Below are 17,443 nucleotides of genomic sequence, written 5' to 3'. Positions count from 1 at the left end.
CAACATTATTTAAGTTCTAATGTTGGTTAAGTCTAAAATCTGGATAAGCGTCCATACCATGCTCATGACTATCCAGTCCATCAATCTCTTCTTTTTCAGAAACTCTGATTCCGATGGTTTTCTTTAGTGCAAAGATGATAATGAAAGCGGTGGTTACACAAAATCCGCCAACAATGAGTACACTAAGTCCTTGTACTAAAAACTGGTCAAATCCAGCTTTGGATCCAAAGATGCCAACGGCCAACGTTCCCCATATACCACATATTAAGTGTACAGCAATGGCGCCAACGGGATCATCTAGTTTCAATTTGTCTATTAATGCTACGCCAAGCACAATTATTATACCTGCTAACAGTCCTATTATAACGGCTTCATTTGGAGACATTAAGTCTGCTCCGGCAGTAATACCTACAAGTCCTCCTAAAATTCCGTTTAAGAACATCGTTAGGTCGTAGTTTTTATATAAAATTGTAGAAAGCACAAATGCTCCTATGCCTCCTGCTGCAGCTGCAAGACATGTAGTCACCAATACGAGAGAAGTTCCTGCTGGGTCTGCAGAAAGTACAGACCCTCCATTAAATCCGAACCACCCTAACCAAAGAATAAGTACTCCCGCTGCTGCTACTGGAATGTTGTGTCCTGGTAGTGCTTGTGGCTTTCCATCTGAACTAAATTTTCCAATTCTTGATCCTAAAAGAGCGACAGCTATCAAGGCAGCCCAGCCTCCTACAGAATGTACCAAGGTTGAACCGGCAAAGTCATAAAACCCTTCAGCTTCTCCTATAGACAGTGAGGATAGAAAACCACTTCCCCATTGCCATGAACCTACGATTGGATATACAAGGCCTACATAAATCACGGTAAAGATCATAAACGCACCAAGTTTGATACGCTCTGCTACAGCTCCTGATACAATAGTCGCCGCAGTAGCAGCGAACATTCCCTGGAACAAGAAGTCGGTCCACCAGGTATATCCTCCATCTGCATACTCAGGAGTCATTCCATTCTCTGGTGCAGCAATACCAAATCCTGCAAATTTTAAGAATCCGAAGTCCCCGTCTTCAAATCCTGGATACATTAGGTTAAATCCACCAATATAGTACATCAGTAGCCCTACACAGATGATAAAAACGTTTTTAAATAATATGTTGATTGTATTTTTTTGACGAGTTAATCCAATTTCTAAAAAAGAAAATCCTAAGTGCATGAAAAATACAAGTGCAGTGCACAACATCATCCATACATTATTTGTAGTTAAAAGTTCCATTGCTTAATTACTATTAAAATTATTTTTTGTTTTCAAGTTGATTATTTGTTATCTCAATGAATAAAGAAGATTTAGGTGAGAGTTTCTCCTCCTTTTTCTCCTGTGCGTATGCGATAAGCTTCTTGTATGTCGGAAACAAAGATTTTTCCATCTCCTACTTCTCCAGTTTTTCCGGCTTCCAAAATTGCAGCAATAGCGACCTCGACAAAATCATCATTCACCACTATAGATAAGTAACGCCTTTGAATATCTGTGGTGCTGTAAGAAATACCCCGGTATACACTCCCTTTTTGCTCATGTCCAACACCAGTTACATCCCAGTATGAGAAAAACATTACGCCTTTACCATGTAAAGCTTCCTTTACGGCACGGTACTTTGATCTCCTGATGACTGCTTCTATTTTTTTCATAAAGAATAAAAGTTAAAATTAATGTTAAATTCGATTCAAAAATATGTCAAATTGTATTTTACATCCAAATTTTATGGGGTTAACACGTAATTTTTATCATTTTTGAATATTTATCCCCTAAAAAATTAGGGGTACATATTTTTTAAACTAAAAAATGATGATTTGACATACAATAATTACGGACTTTTTAACGAAAACGTTGTAGTTGTAATTTATTGATAATAATAGTTATGAAATCTTGAAAATTTTATATTTAAAAGAGGTGTTTCTCCTCAAAACCCTATTAGGAAATTCGTAATTAGAAGTTGTTATTTTGTGATTATTTTATCCATTCAGGCCTTTTTTTAGAGAGCTCAGAAAAGTGATATAGAATGATTCCATTTTTTTTCTTCTTCCTTAATGATTTGTTAATTTCAATCTCTTGAAATCGTTTAAGTCGGAAAATATTATGAAGAAACAAGGAATGTATTTACCAGAATTCGAGCATGATGCATGTGGTGCCGGATTTATATGCAGTTTGGCAGGAAAAAAGTCGAATGACATTATTCATAAAGCACTAGAAATTCTTGAAAAACTAGAACATCGCGGTGCTGTAAGTGCAGATGGTAAAACAGGCGATGGTGCGGGGATACTAATTGACATACCTCATGATTTTTTTGTAGAACACTGTGATTTTGAACTACCAGAACCGGGTGAATATGCTGTAAGTAATGTCTTTTTGCCCAAAAAAGAAAATCAGAGACAGTTTTGTATAGATACATTCGAAAAGAATGTTGTTGAGCAAGGTCTAGTACTGTTAGGATGGCGAAATGTTCCTGTCGATCATATACATATAGGTGAAATAGCCGCTACAACAGAACCTTTTATTAAACAAATATTTATTGGTAAAGAAAATAAAGAGCAAAGCTACTTTGATTTTAACCTGAAGTTATTTACAGCAAGAAAAGTTACAGAGCATAGTATATATGGTTCTAAACTTTCTGAAAGCAAATTTTTCTATTTACCAAGTTTATCGACTAAGACATTAATATTTAAAGGACTCTTAATGCCAGAAGATATTAAATTGTATTATACCGATTTAATGGATCCCAAAGTAGTTACCAGATTAGCTCTGGTACATCAACGTTTTTCTACCAATACATTTCCTACCTGGGATTTAGCCCAACCTTTCCGATATATGTGTCATAATGGGGAGATTAATACCTTAAGAGGAAATGTTACCAGAATGCGCTCTAGAGAAGAATTATTGAAGAGTGATTGGTTTGGAGAAGATATCAAGAGAATACTTCCGGTAGTATTAAAAGGAAAATCAGATTCTGCTTCTATGGATATGGTGGTAGAATTATTATTAATGACAGGTAGATCACTTCCCGAAGTGATGATGATGATGGTGCCCGAGGCATGGGAAAAAAATCCTGAAATGTCTGAAGCGAAAAAAGCATTCTACGAGTATAATTCTTGTGCTATGGAACCATGGGATGGTCCTGCATCAATTCCATTTACTGATGGCAACTATATTGGTGCGGTATTAGATAGAAACGGACTACGACCATCAAGATATACAGTGACCAAGGATGGTTACGTGATAATGTCGTCAGAGACAGGAGTGGTTGATATAGTACCAGAAAATATTGAATATCACGGTAGACTAGAGCCAGGCAAGATGTTCCTGGTAAATATGGAAGAAGGAAGAATCATAAACGATGAGGAAATTAAAGAGGAAATTGCATCAAAACATCCTTATAGAGAATGGTTAGATAACAATCTCGTTCATTTAAAAAATATTCCTTACAATGATTGTCCATTATTTTTAGGAGAAGAAACGGTAGCTAAACGAAAGGAAGTATTCGGGTACACCCAGGAAGATATAGATACTATTATTTCGCCCATGGGTCAATCGGGAAAAGAGCCCATCGGTTCTATGGGATCAGACACTCCAATTGCGGTACTTTCAGAACGTCCTCAATTAATTTACAATTACTTCAAGCAATTATTTGCCCAGGTTACGAATCCACCACTAGATGGTATACGTGAAGAATTGATTTGTGATATTAGTCTTACCTTAGGTTCAGATCATAATATCTTCGATATTAATGAAAAACATTGTCAGAAATTAAAGATCCAAAATCCGGTGATCTCCAAAGAGGATCTGGATAAAATCAAAACCTATGCCGATAAAGGGTTTAAGTCGACTTCGGTGCCAATGTTATACAATGTAAATAGAGGACTGAACGGTCTGGAGGATGCTTTAGAAAAATTATTAAAGGAAGCTTCTGAAGCTATTGATGAAGGAACAAATATCATCATCCTTTCTGATAGAAATGTGAGCAAGCATAGGGCTCCTATCCCTGCTTTACTGGCATGTTCTTACGTAAATAGTGGTTTACAGAAATTAGGAAAACGCTCTAAAGTGAGTATTATAGTCGAATCTGCAGAGCCTAGAGAAGTGCACCACTTTGCTTTATTGTTTGGATATGGTGCCAGTGCTATCAACCCATATATGGTAAACGAAATTATTGGAGAACAAATCGAAGAAAATAATATCATTGATCTGACTTTTGAAGATGCCATATATAACTATAACAAAGCAGTTGGAAAAGGAGTGCTCAAAGTGATGAATAAGATTGGTATTTCTACCCTAAATTCATACAGAAGCTCACAACTTTTTGAGTGTATAGGAATTAACACCAAAGTTGTCGAGCAATATTTTCCAAATACTGCTACTCGTATTCAGGGTATAGGACTATATGAAATCGAAAAAGAGATTTCAAAACGACATAAGAAAGCGTATGCCGAAAGAGAGGTAGGTGCAAGTCTAGATCTTGAAATAGGAGGCCAATACAGGTGGAGGAGAAACGGAGAGAAACATCAATTTAATCCTTTATCTGTTGCAAAACTTCAAAAGTCTGTGCGTGATAATGATCCTAAGACCTATAAAGAATATGCCAAATTGATTAATGAACAGTCCAAGGCTTTAATGACCATTCGTGGATTGTTAGAATTTTCTAATTATGATCCAATCTCAATCGATGAGGTAGAGCCATGGACAGAGATCGTAAAACGCTTCAAAACAGGAGCTATGTCTTATGGATCAATTAGCAAAGAAGCTCATGAGAATTTGGCCATTGCTATGAATCGTATTGGCGGAAAAAGCAATTCTGGAGAAGGTGGAGAAAATCCACTTAGGTTTTACAAAGATGTAAATGGTGATTGGAAAAACAGTGCCATAAAGCAGGTAGCTTCAGGACGATTCGGAGTTTCTTCAAATTATCTTACGAATGCAGCAGAAATTCAGATAAAAATGGCTCAGGGTGCCAAGCCTGGGGAAGGTGGGCAATTACCAGGTCCAAAAGTAAATCCTGAGATAGCAAAAACACGTAATTCAACCCCTTATGTTGGATTAATTTCTCCACCACCACATCATGATATTTATTCCATCGAAGATTTATCACAATTAATTTACGATTTAAAATCTGCTAATAGAAACGCAAGAATTAATGTAAAACTGGTTTCTGAAGTAGGAGTAGGTACCGTCGCTGCGGGTGTTGCAAAAGCAAAAGCCGATGTGATTCTGATTTCAGGATTTGATGGAGGTACGGGTGCCTCGCCCTTAACATCCTTAAAACATGCAGGGTTGCCTTGGGAGCTTGGTATTGCTGAGGCACAACAAACACTGGTGGGCAATAACCTACGAAGTCGAGTAGTGGTAGAATGTGACGGCCAATTAAAAACGGGGCGAGATGTTGCTATAGCCTGTCTATTAGGAGCAGAGGAATTTGGATTTGCAACCGCACCATTAGTAGCATCAGGATGTATCATGATGCGTGTGTGTCATCTAAATACATGTCCGGTAGGAATCGCAACGCAAAACCCAGAATTGCGTAAAAAATTCAAGGGTAAGCCAGAACATGTAGTTAATTATATGTACTTCGTAGCTCAGGAATTGAGAGAGATTATGGCGCAACTTGGTTTCCGTACGGTCAACGAAATGGTGGGGCAAGTACATAAGTTAGATCATAATAAAGCCATTGAGCATTATAAGGCAGCTGGAGTGGATCTTTCACCCATCTTACATCAAATAGAAGTTCCGGAAGGAATTCAAGTATATAATACAGAAATTCAGGATCATGGCCTTAGTAAGTCTATCGATTTTGAAATTATTGAGCAAGCGCATCCGGCATTATTCCGTAAAGAGAAAACAACTTTAGATTTTGATATTACCAACACTGATAGGGCAGTAGGAGCTATCCTTAGTAACGAGATTTCTAAAATATATGGAGCACAGGGATTACCTGATAACACATTGAAATTGAACTTTACCGGCGCTGCGGGACAAAGCTTTGGGGCTTTTGCTACCAAAGGATTGACCATGGTAGTGAATGGTAATACAAACGATTATTTAGGCAAAGGGCTTTCTGGAGCAAAATTGATTATTAAAGTTCCAGATGAAGCCACAATTGTTCCTGAAGAAAATATTATTACAGGTAATGTGACGCTATATGGTGCAACAGATGGAGAAGTCTATATCAATGGTAAAGCTGGTGAGCGATTCTGTGTGCGCAATTCGGGTGCTCAAGCAGTAGTTGAAGGAATTGGAGATCACGGTTGTGAATACATGACCGGCGGTGTAGCCGTAATTCTTGGTGAAGTCGGAAGAAATTTTGGAGCCGGAATGTCTGGAGGTATAGCTTATATCTACGACAGCAAGAAAACATTTGAGGCACATTGCAATAAGGAGTCTTTAAATCTTGATCCTGTGGTTGAACAAAAAGATATTGATGAATTAAAGATATTGATAGAGAATCACTATAACGCTACCTTAAGTCCTCTGGCACAAAGGATCCTTGAAAATTGGGAACAAGAATTACCAAAATTCATCAAAATATTCCCCGAAGAATACAAGCAAGCTTTAAAAAGAATAGAAGAAGAGAAGGTAGAAGTTAGAGGTTAGAGGTTAGAAAATAGAGAGATTTTGATTTATCAGTTAGAGGCAGATTAATTATTTATTTTGAACTTTAGATAAGGTGAAGTTAAAAATTCTAATCATGATACAATAGATAATAAAAAACAAGTTTTATAAAATGAAGAGCTAATTCTAGAGAAAATCTGAAACTTAGATTCTTTGTTGCTAAGAGACTTAGAAACTTAAAAATAACATGGGAAAGATAACTGGATTTTTAGAATTTGAAAGAGAGACCGAACAGTACCAACCTGTTAAAGATCGTATAAAAGATTATAAAGAGTTTACAGTAGAAATGCCTGAAAAAAAACTCAAAAATCAGGGGGCAAGGTGTATGGATTGCGGAATACCATTTTGTCATAGTGGTTGTCCGCTTGGTAACCTGATCCCTGACTTTAATGATGCTGTGTATCGTGGCAAATGGGAAAAGGCAGCTAGTCTATTACATGCAACCAATAATTTTCCTGAATTCACAGGAAGATTATGCCCAGCACCTTGTGAAGAGGCTTGCGTACTTGGGATTAATGAAGACCCGGTAACCATCGAGAATATTGAAAAAAATATCGTTGAGCAAGCCTTTAAAAACGGTTGGGTAAAAGCAAATCCCCCAAAAGAAAGAACAGGAAAAACCGTAGCCATAATCGGCTCAGGACCTGCCGGGCTAGCTGCAGCCCAACAATTGAATCGTGCAGGGCATTTGGTAACCGTTTTTGAAAGAGATGAAAAAGTTGGAGGTTTGTTGCGTTATGGTATTCCTGATTTTAAGATGGAAAAACATGTGATCGATCGTCGCATTGCTGTTTTAGAAGAAGAAGGGATTTTATTTAAGACCAGTACTCATATTGGAAAAGATATCAAAGCAGATCAGATCAAAGCAGATTTCGATGCAGTTGTCTTATGTACAGGAGCCACAGTTCGACGTAATTTACCAGTAAGAGGTTCTGATCTTAAAGGTGTGGTACAAGCAATGGATTTTCTTCCACAAAACAATAGAAGAGTAGATGGGATCAAAGATTTAGGAGAAGAGATTCTGGCAACAGGAAAAGATGTGATTGTGATCGGAGGAGGAGATACGGGATCAGACTGCATTGGTACTTCAGTACGTCATGGTGCCAGTTCTGTAACTAATTTTGAAATTATGAATAAAGGAACCACAGCGCGTCCTACAAATCAACCTTGGCCATTTTGGCCGATGCGTTTGCGTACAAGCTCGTCGCATCAGGAAGGAGTAGAACGTAACTGGAGGATCTCTACCAAAGAATTTTTGGGAGATGAAAATGGAAATTTAAAAGGATTGATTACTTCAGAAGTAGAGTGGGTAAAAGAAAATGGTCGCTTTACCTTAAAGGAAATCGCCGGTACAGAAAAAGAATGGAAATGTGACCTTGCATTATTGGCCTTAGGGTTTACAGGATCAGAACCTACAATCGCAGAACAATTAGGGATCAATTTGGATGCCAGAACTAATATTGAAGCGAATGAAGATAATTATGCAACCAACATAAAAGGTGTTTTTGCTGCAGGTGACACCCGAAGAGGACAATCCTTAATTGTTTGGGCAATTGCAGAAGGGCGACAGGCGGCCCATCATGTAGATACCCATTTGATGGGAAATTCTAATCTTCCGCTTAAAGGTGATGGTGATTTGCCAAGAATCTAATTGCGTTTCTAATATTTTAATTACTAGTGTTAAAAAAGAGGTCTATAAAAGATCAAAAAACGTCATTACGATCTGCCTTTGGGCGGAGAAGTAATCTGTTGTTTATTAGTATTCAAATTTGACAGATTCCTTCTCTATGCTCGGAATGACGACCTTTTAGACCTCTTTCGTTTTTTGATTGACTAACTTTTAATTTAAAAATGGATCTTAATTCTTACAGCTTGATCTAATGAGATATTAGGATCTTGTTTCTTTAGCTTTTTTACAAATTCCGGAGTTACATTATGAATTTTTAGACTTTGTGCTTGGTCTGCAGTAATGTTTGGATATCCTAAATCTTCGAATTGCTTAATAAACGCTGGTGTAACATTATGTATTTTGAAAGAAATGATCTCATCTAATGGAATATCTCCATATTTGGTTTTCTTGAACTCTCTAATATACTCTGGTGTGACATTATGAATTTTTAGTGACATTAGATCATCGACAGAAATATTGTTGTATCCCAACATGATATAAGCCTTTGCGTTATCTGGAGATACGTTATGGATTTTTAAACCGACCGCATTGTCTAAAGAGATATTTTTATATCCTGCTTTCTTAAAAGAATTAATGAACTCTGGAGTTACATTATGGATTTTTAATGCTATTACTCTATCCAGTGGAATATTTTTGTAACCAGCGGCATTATATTTCTTAATAAATTCTGGCGTTACATTATGTATTTTTAAGGCGATAATATCATCAATGGGAACATTAGTATATCCCAGATCAGCAAAAGCTTTCATAAAATCACCAGGATCTTGTTGAGTATCCTGTTCTTTTTTACCCGAGTTATTTGTGGAACTAGAAGAATAACCTCTGGTTACTTTAGCTTGCTCAGGACTTACATTATGAATTTTAAGTTTAATAACATCTTGCAAAGAAAGAGTTGTTTGCCCTGATTTTAAATAAGATTGTATAAAATCAGTAGTGATATTGTGAATCTTTAATTTTTTAGCCTCGTTTAGGGTAATATTTGGATAGCCAATTTTCTTAAAGCTATCAATAAACTCCGGAGTTACATTGTGAATTTTTAATTCTTTAGCTTCTTTTAGTCCTATATTTTTATACCCGGCATCTTTATAGGTTTGAATGTACTTTGGAGTCACATTATGAATTTTTAGGTTTTTAGCTTCGTTCACAGATATATTCGAATAACCTTCTTTTTTAAAGGTATCTATAAACTCTGGTGTTACATTATGTATTTTTAATTTGATATATTCATCCAAAGACATACTGCCATACCCCTTGTTTTTATATGAATCTATAAACTCTGGTGTTACATTATGAATTCTGGCTTTGGTAATTTTTTTTAACGATGTTTTTGAAGAATTTACCTTGTTTATAAAAGAAATATAAGAAATGTCTACATCAAAAAGATTAAGTTTACTAACCTCTTCCATCGTGTAATTATTATATCCCAATTTGTCTAACTCTTTACGATACATTTTTAATTTTTCAAGAGGTAGAGATTTATGGATAATATCTTCAAAATCATCTTGATCTATATTGAGTTTTTCATTCTTGAGATAAGTGAGGTAAGTGGTATTGAAATCTGTTAAAAAACAATGCATTAAATCACTATTATCTGCCTGTAAGCTATATTTTTTTAAAGAATTTTTGAAATTCAAATTAGGCTCGAAAATGTATCTACCATCACCGATATTATTTTCAAATTCGCCAATAAAAGTTAGCGTACCTGCATCGCGCGTTATCGAAAATTTTTGTTTATCTCCATGCGGAAAATCTGAAAAAAATGAAGGTTCATAACATCGTGTTGTGGACCAGTAATTTCTTTTGAGCGGTTCAGCACTTCTGAACATAATACAAAGTTTACCTCCCCCAATCTCGGCATCCCAGACACCTTTGGTAAAGTCATTTTTGAATTTTGAAACAGTTTCTTTAGGTTCTGATTTCAAAACCATATCTAAAGCTTCATCATCATGATTAGTTAGTAACGATTCGTTTGGTTTTACCGGATTGAAAGAAAACACGGTAAGAGCCAGTAATGGAATAATGATTAGGTATTTCCATCCTGATTTTGCTGTCGATTTTTTAGAATTCATCATAAGTATTCGTTTTTTGAGAAATGATTGATTGTAACTTGTTGCCAAACCTGTAGGCATATTTGGAGTTGATACTTTTAGTAAATTCATTTGATAGACCTCTTTATCTTCACCAATGCTTAGCATATTATCATCAGTTAGATATTCAAGATTATTATCAATAGCTTTACGATATAACCATGCAAAGGGGTTAAACCATTGCAACATGACCAGAAACTCTACTAATAGCATGTCAAGGCTATGCTTACCTTTTATATGTAGTTGTTCATGTTTTAAAATTTGCAAATAGGTGTCAGGATTATACTGACTCGGGTTCATAAAAATTCGATTCCAAAACGAGTAGGGTGCATGGTTCTTATTAGTTTCAATTATTTTATAAGAATCAACCTCTATAGTAGGATATCTGATAATTCTATATAGTAAAACTCCCAATTGAATTAAAAAGTGAACCATAAATACTAATACTCCTAAAACATAGATGTATAGAACAATGGATTTCCAATCTAGGGCAATATTGGTTGAACTTGCAGTAGGGGCAGTATTTATAATTGATGTGTTTTCATTGATCATAGGTTCATCGACTATGTCAACTTTTGTAGATGGAGTTTCAGAAAAAAAAGTTGTGTTTTCAGAATTTACAACATTTTTGAATGATAAATATTCTGGAACCGATATCAGTGGTAGAGTAAACGACAGAAGGATCAATGATATTAATATCCATCGGTTTAAATGATAAAAGGTTTCTCTGGAAAGAAAAAATTGATAAATCAAATACGATAAACCTATTAATGCCGAGCTATATATGATATAGTCCATTATTTTTTGTTTTTGATAAGTTGAATGATTTCTTCTAGTTCTTCTGTTTTAATTTTCTCTTCTTTGGCAAAAAACTTAACCAAAGCCAAGGGGGAGTTATCAAAATAATTATTCATTACTTCTCCCAAAATTTGTTTTTGATATTCATCTTTTGACACTAATGGATAGTACTGAAAACTATTTCCATAAGCCACATGACTTATAAAACCTTTTTCCTCAAGAATTTTTACTATAGTTGCTGTAGTATTATAATGAGGTTTGGGATCTGATAGCTCCGCAATAATCTCTTTTATGAAAGCTTTTTCAAGTTTCCAAAGACTTTGCATAATTTGTTCTTCTCTTTTAGCTAGTTTTTGCATGCTATTAATTTTATAAAACAAACGTACTACTAATTTTTTAGTTTTACAACTAATTAATTAGTAGATAAACTAATGAATTAGTAATTTATAGTTCAATCTCTCATTATACTTGGGCTACAAGACTTGTTAAATAAATAATAAATTAATTTTGGATATTTGATTTTTTCGATTTGTAATCGATTTTCTATAAAAAAGGGGATGTCTAAAAAGTATCAGAAAACGTCATTACGATCCTCCTTTGGGCGGAGAAGTAACCTGTTTATTGGTGCTCAAATTTGACAGATTCCTTCGCTATGCTCGGAATGACGACTTTTTAGACATTCCCTTTTTTATCAGATCAAGATGATCGCATTTATATAGAAGCCACCAAAAGAATCATTTAAGATTCTCCTCTTGCAGGATATTCATTTTTCATTATATAGTCGATAGCATTTAATATCTCATCAAACTTTGGTCGTGCAAAAGGCATGGTCTGCACAGAAGAAAAATATAAAGTTTGATCTGGCCGTATCAGAAAAATTCCAGGTTCTGAAAAATGCTCAGGTTCTTTGTCGTCTTTTGCAGTGGATATATACAATCCCCATTCTCGTGCTTTTTCTATAGTCATTTCATAACCAATGGGTAGTGAAGGAACTTTCCATTTGTCTCCCGTAGTTTTGGCCTTTTCTTCTGTATCACAACTTACCGCTAGAACGTTTACTCCTTTTTTAACAAATAAATTTAATTTCGAAGCTAATTCTTCCAATTGTTTTTTACATATGGGGCAGTGTAATCCCCGGTAAAAAACAATCATTGTAAAATTTTCGGGGTTTTGATCCTCTATTTTCCAATGGGTATTATTAATCAAATCTACCTGAAGACTTGGTACTTTTTTTCTTGGTTTTAACATAGCTAATTTCTTTGTGATGAAAATATTATTTCAACAATAACTTGATTGACTTTATCACAAATTTTGATAACCCAAATCAAATTTATCGTTACAAATTTTTAGAAATATAAATTTTTGATTTTATCGTTAGAGTAAAAGAAAATACGGTATGCGATACGATTATTTTTCAGTTTTAAGTTCCTTAGCTTTTTTAAGAAAGTATTACCTAGCCGAAATACTTCGCAAAATAACTAACGAGATATTTTATTGATATAAAATTAAATAATTTACTATGAATTTCCGTATATCGACAATTTCTTTTCTTGTATGTATACTTATACAATCTTGTGCAACATTTCAACCTCAAATAAAAGACTCGGTTGACACCACTGGTGTTATAGATAAAGAGGTTTCTCATATTTTTTATGTTGTGGGAGGATATGGTAATCAAGAAAAAGACAATTTCACCGCAGCTTTAGATCAAAAATTGTCTGCCGAACTCAAGAAAGCCGGAAAAAACAGTACCCTCCTTTTCATGGGAGATAATATTTCTGATAAAGTAGGGCAGAAAGAAAAAGATTTCAAATTATTAGATAAGCAATTGTCTTTGGCCGAGGATTATAAAGGAGAGACGCTTTTTATTCATGGGGTAAATGAGTGGAAGGACGCCAATATTAATCAAATGGAGGAATATGAGGATTATGTAGAAAAGAGAAAGTCAATAGACTCAAAATTTCCTGAAAAAAATGGTTGCCCCATTGAGCATATCGTCGTTAATGAAAAATTGGATATCATTGTGGTCAATTCTTATTGGTTTATTGCTAATTGGGATCGGATCGAAGAAATCAACAAGAAGTGCACCAGTGTAAACACAAGAAGACGTTTCGCAGAAGAACTTGAGGGGTATATTAATGATGCACAAGGTAAAAATGTGTTGATCGTGATGCATCATCCAATTTTTAGTAATGGTACTTATGCTGGTCATGAAACTTTGAAAAGTCATTTATTACCGTTACCAGTAATAGGAACATTAACCGGTGAAGTTAAGGATTTGGCCAATTTAAATAGGGACCAATTAGATTTTCCGAGATATAGATATTTAAGAATATTGTTAAGTTCTGTTGCGCAAAAATCAGATCGAGTGACAATCGTTTCTGGTCATGAAGAAAGTTTACAATATCTCGAGGGAAAAGGTATACATCAGGTAATAAGTGGTTCATATGGGGGAGCAGAGGCCACAAATCGTTCTAAAGGATTCATTCATGCACCAGGCGGAAGTTTGTCTTACGAAGGAAAATATACACATGGAGCACCTGGTTTTGCCAAAATCACATATTACAAAGACGGATCTTCTGCAGTAGATTTCATAACTGAAGATGATGATAAAAACGAATCATTTAACGTGTTGTCACCTTTTAAAACCTATAAAGATTACGCATTTACAGCAGAGTCTCATCCCAAACAGAAAAAAGCGGTAATTATTAAAGATGAGGTAACATTAGATAAATCTGGATTCTATAAGCTCTTATGGGGAGACCGTTACCGCTCTTACTTTAATAAAGAAGTTACAGTTCCCGTAGCTCTCTTGGATACATTGTATGGCGGTTTAGAGGTAACCAAAAAAGGGGGAGGGCATCAATCTAATTCTCTTAGATTGGTAGATAGTCAAAATCGAGAGTATGCAATGCGTTCTCTTAAGAAAGAAGCCCTAAAGTTTTTAACACAAAAAGTAAGAGGAATTTCGTATGATACTCAAGATTATGAAAACACGCTAACTGAGGATCTTGTTTCAGATTTTTTTACTACTGCTCACCCTTTTATGCAAATGGTAATTAATGATATGGCTAAAGCTCTGGAGATTAACCATGCCGAAACCGAATTGTTTTACGTACCAAAGCAAGACCGCTTGGGAGAGTATAATGCTACTTTTGGAGATGAACTTTATTATATAGAACGCAGACCTTCTGATGAGCAAAAAAAATACAAAGGATATAGAAGAGCACTGCCCGATGTTGAAGGCGAAATAACAGATTTTGAAAGTACTACAGATGCTTTAGAAAAATTAAAGGAAGATGAATCTTACATTATGGATCAAGAGGCGTATATACGCGCCAGAATCTTTGACATGCTTATCGGTGATTGGGATCGCCATCAGGATCAATGGAGATGGATAGAGTATGAAAAAGACGAAGGAGACGATAAGATTTTTATTCCAGTAGCAAGAGACAGGGATAATACGTTCTCTAAGTTTGACGGTATTGCAATGCCCATGATTAAAATCTTCTCTCCGGCTACACGACCTTGGCAAACCTACGGCCCCGAAATCAAAAGTTTGAAATGGTTTAATGCAGAAGCGAATAATCTTGATCAAACACTTATCACCAAGTATGGAATAGATACTTGGGTAAAAGAAGCAAAGTACATTCAAGAAAATCTTACAGAAACTCAAATTGAAATAGCTTTTACCAATTTACCACCAGAAATTCAGGATAAAACAACCAACGAAATTAAAAATAGCCTAAAAGCACGACTAAAAGTTATTGATCAATATGCCAAAAAATATGCAACGTATTTAAATAAAACTCAGGTTGTATACGGGACGCACAAAGATGATTTATTCGAAATCACAAGAATGCCAAATGGTAAAACAAAGATTATAGGAAAAAGAAAATTGAGCGATGAAAAAAATAAAGTCTTTTATGAAAGAATTTTTGACAGCAAGGAAACTAAAAGAATTCTCGTTTACGGATTAAATGATGACGATACCTTCATAGTTAATGGAGACGGAGATGGATATAGTAAGGTAAAAATCGTCGGTGGGTATGGGAAGGATACTTACAAAATTGAAAATAGAAAAAAATTGAAAGTATATGACTGGAAATTCGAAGAATCTAAATTTGAAGAAAAAAAGCCCAGTCGACAGCTTACTAATTTATACGAGACAAATACCCTACACTGGAGGTATTTTCAGGAAGATTTCAATATAGTAATACCTACAATTGGATTGCGCAATGATGATGGTTTTTTCGTAGGATTGACAGATACGTATACTATTTATGGAATTCATGGTGATGGCAAAGATTTTAAACAACGACATACTTTTGGTGGAAATTATTATTTTACATTTCAAGGTTTTGATCTTAATTACCAGGGAGTTTTCGCTAATATTTTTCCCAATTGGAATTTAACGATCAATGGGTACTTCACTAACGAAGCATATGCTAATAACTTTTTTGGTTTCGGAAATGATACTGAGAACTTTGATGATGATTTGAGTCAGGATTTTAATAGAACTCAAATGCAACAAATTAAAATTGACGCAGGAGTTAGCTACAGGTCATTGTATGTAAAAGGACTTTTTGAGTCTTTTAACGTTGTCGAAGATGAAGATAGATTCGTATCAACCGGAGTCGTAAATCCCTTAGTTTTTGATTCTCAAAATTATGTAGGTGCCGAGGCAGGTATTTCTTTTGACAGTCAGAACGCACTTGATTTCCCTACAAAAGCTTTACTTTTTAACCTTTCCGGTGGGTACAAGCGAAATCTTGATATTCCCGACAATGAGTTTGGTTATATCACTTTCGCTTTAGGCGGAAGTCACCAGCTTATTTCTTCTGGTCACTTAGTGTTAGGGACTAAAGCCGAAGTAAAAGCAAATCTTGGAAATAACTTTTTTTATTATCATGCACCATCAATAGGAGGAGATAACGGACTAAGAGGTTTTAGAAATGAACGATTTACAGGAGAAAGTTACTTTTATCAAACAACTGATTTAAAGGCAAGGCTAAAACGATTTACCACCTCGGTATTTCCGGTTACTTTTGGTACCTATGGAGGTTTTGATTACGGAAGGGTCTGGATAGATAATGATGATTCTAATCAATGGCATACTTCGTACGGAGGTGGATTCTGGATTAGCGGGGCAGATACCTTTTCGTTTAGACTGGGAATGTTCTCTTCAGATGAAGGCGTTCAGGTACAGGGAGGCTTCGGGTTTGAGTTTTAGAAGGGTAGGTTATTCAAATCTATGTTTCCGCCAGAAAGAATGATACCTACTTTTTTGTCTTTAAAACGATCTTTTTCTCGAAGTAAAGCTGCAAACGGTACAGCGCATGAAGGTTCTATAATAATTTTCATGCGTTCCCAAATCAGTCGCATTGCAGATATGATTTCATTTTCTTCAACTCGAATGATTTCTGAAACATATTTTTGTATAATGGGAAAATTAACATCTCCCAACTGAGTTTTTAATCCATCTGCAATAGTGTTGATCGTGATATTGGTTTCGATTTTCCCACTTTGCAAAGAGCGGTAAGCATCATCAACTTCAAAAGGCTCCCCGCCAATAACCTTACAATCAGTACCATAGAAATGCGCAGCCAGAGCAGTACCTGCAATTAATCCACCACCACCTACCGGTGTAAAGATATAGTCTAAATCAGGATAATCTTCAAGAAGTTCGATCGCAGCCGTACCCTGACCTAAAATCACATCCAAATTATTTGATGGATGTAAAAAAGTAGCGCCCTTTTCTTCTTTAATTTTGGCCGCAGCACGTTCTCGTTCTTCTAGGGTAGGAGGACACTCAATAATTTCTCCTCCGTATCCTTTTACAGCATCTTTTTTAACTTGCGGTGCGTTTGAAGGCATTACAATATATGCTTTCACTCCCAAACTCTTTGCAGACAAGGATAAAGCTTGGGCAAAATTACCCGAAGAATGCGTAACTACGCCTCTTGATTTTTGAGCTTTTGACAATTTTGAAATAGCACTAGAGGCTCCGCGCATTTTAAAAGCACCCATTCTCTGAAAATTCTCACATTTAAAGAAAATTTTGGCTCCAGAGATCTCATTCAGTAAGGTTGAAGTTAATACGGGCGTCCTGTGAATATAGGGTTTGATACGATCATGACACGCTGCTAGGTCTTGTTTCGTCATTATCTAAAAATGATGTTTATAAATGATGTTTAAAAGTAAGACTTTACGAATAATAAT

General features: G+C 35.4%; 9 protein-coding genes. 3 read left to right on the top strand and 6 right to left on the bottom strand.

The genetic code is table 11. From position 1 onward, the window contains the following. Positions 1–16: 16 nt before the first annotated feature. Positions 17–1,267: an ammonium transporter gene (locus ACFSJT_RS15500; protein WP_378321226.1), complete on the bottom strand. Its 1,251-nt coding sequence runs from the start codon at positions 1,265–1,267 to the stop codon at positions 17–19. Between the two features lie 71 nt (positions 1,268–1,338). Further along, a complete protein-coding gene (locus tag ACFSJT_RS15495) occupies positions 1,339–1,677 on the bottom strand; it encodes a P-II family nitrogen regulator (protein ID WP_378321225.1) in 339 nt (112 codons plus the stop codon). Positions 1,678–2,125: 448 nt separating this feature from the next. On the opposite strand from ACFSJT_RS15495, the gene gltB reads away from it, so the two are divergent. Together gltB and ACFSJT_RS15485 are read left to right on the top strand one after the other, a co-directional pair. After that, a complete protein-coding gene (gene gltB / locus ACFSJT_RS15490) occupies positions 2,126–6,628 on the top strand; it encodes a glutamate synthase large subunit (RefSeq protein ID WP_378321224.1) in 4,503 nt (1,500 codons plus the stop codon). Between the two features lie 205 nt (positions 6,629–6,833). Next, entirely contained in the window at positions 6,834–8,297 is a 1,464-nt protein-coding gene (locus tag ACFSJT_RS15485) for a glutamate synthase subunit beta (RefSeq protein ID WP_378321223.1), read from the top strand. Between the two features lie 194 nt (positions 8,298–8,491). On the opposite strand, the gene ACFSJT_RS15480 is transcribed toward ACFSJT_RS15485, so the two are convergent. The 3 genes from ACFSJT_RS15480 to ACFSJT_RS15470 form a co-directional block, all read right to left on the bottom strand. Further along, a complete protein-coding gene (locus ACFSJT_RS15480) occupies positions 8,492–11,221 on the bottom strand; it encodes a M56 family metallopeptidase (protein WP_378321222.1) in 2,730 nt (909 codons plus the stop codon). Beyond that, positions 11,221–11,580, bottom strand: a complete 360-nt coding sequence (locus tag ACFSJT_RS15475) for a BlaI/MecI/CopY family transcriptional regulator (protein ID WP_378321221.1) — start codon at positions 11,578–11,580, stop codon at positions 11,221–11,223. The genes ACFSJT_RS15480 and ACFSJT_RS15475 overlap by 1 nt, the downstream gene beginning before the upstream one ends. A gap of 379 nt (positions 11,581–11,959) precedes the next feature. Further along, positions 11,960–12,469 carry a peroxiredoxin-like family protein gene (locus ACFSJT_RS15470; protein ID WP_378321220.1) on the bottom strand — a complete coding sequence of 170 codons (510 nt, stop codon included), beginning with the start codon at positions 12,467–12,469 and terminating at the stop codon, positions 11,960–11,962. Between the two features lie 271 nt (positions 12,470–12,740). Here ACFSJT_RS15470 and ACFSJT_RS15465 point away from each other — a divergent pair, with 271 nt between their 5' ends. Beyond that, the gene (locus tag ACFSJT_RS15465; RefSeq protein WP_378321219.1) at positions 12,741–16,454 is read left to right on the top strand and encodes a bifunctional metallophosphoesterase/BamA family protein; all 3,714 of its coding nucleotides are present in this window, start codon (positions 12,741–12,743) and stop codon (positions 16,452–16,454) included. Here ACFSJT_RS15465 and ACFSJT_RS15460 read toward each other — a convergent pair. Further along, entirely contained in the window at positions 16,451–17,386 is a 936-nt protein-coding gene (locus ACFSJT_RS15460; protein ID WP_378321218.1) for a threonine ammonia-lyase, read from the bottom strand. The two genes, ACFSJT_RS15465 and ACFSJT_RS15460, sit on opposite strands and share 4 nt — an antisense overlap. Positions 17,387–17,443 lie beyond the last annotated feature (57 nt).

It is taken from the genome of Aquimarina celericrescens (assembly GCF_042682765.1).
GTDB classification, from domain to species: Bacteria; Bacteroidota; Bacteroidia; order Flavobacteriales; family Flavobacteriaceae; genus Aquimarina; species Aquimarina celericrescens.
This window is presented reverse-complemented; position numbering and strand designations above follow the sequence as displayed.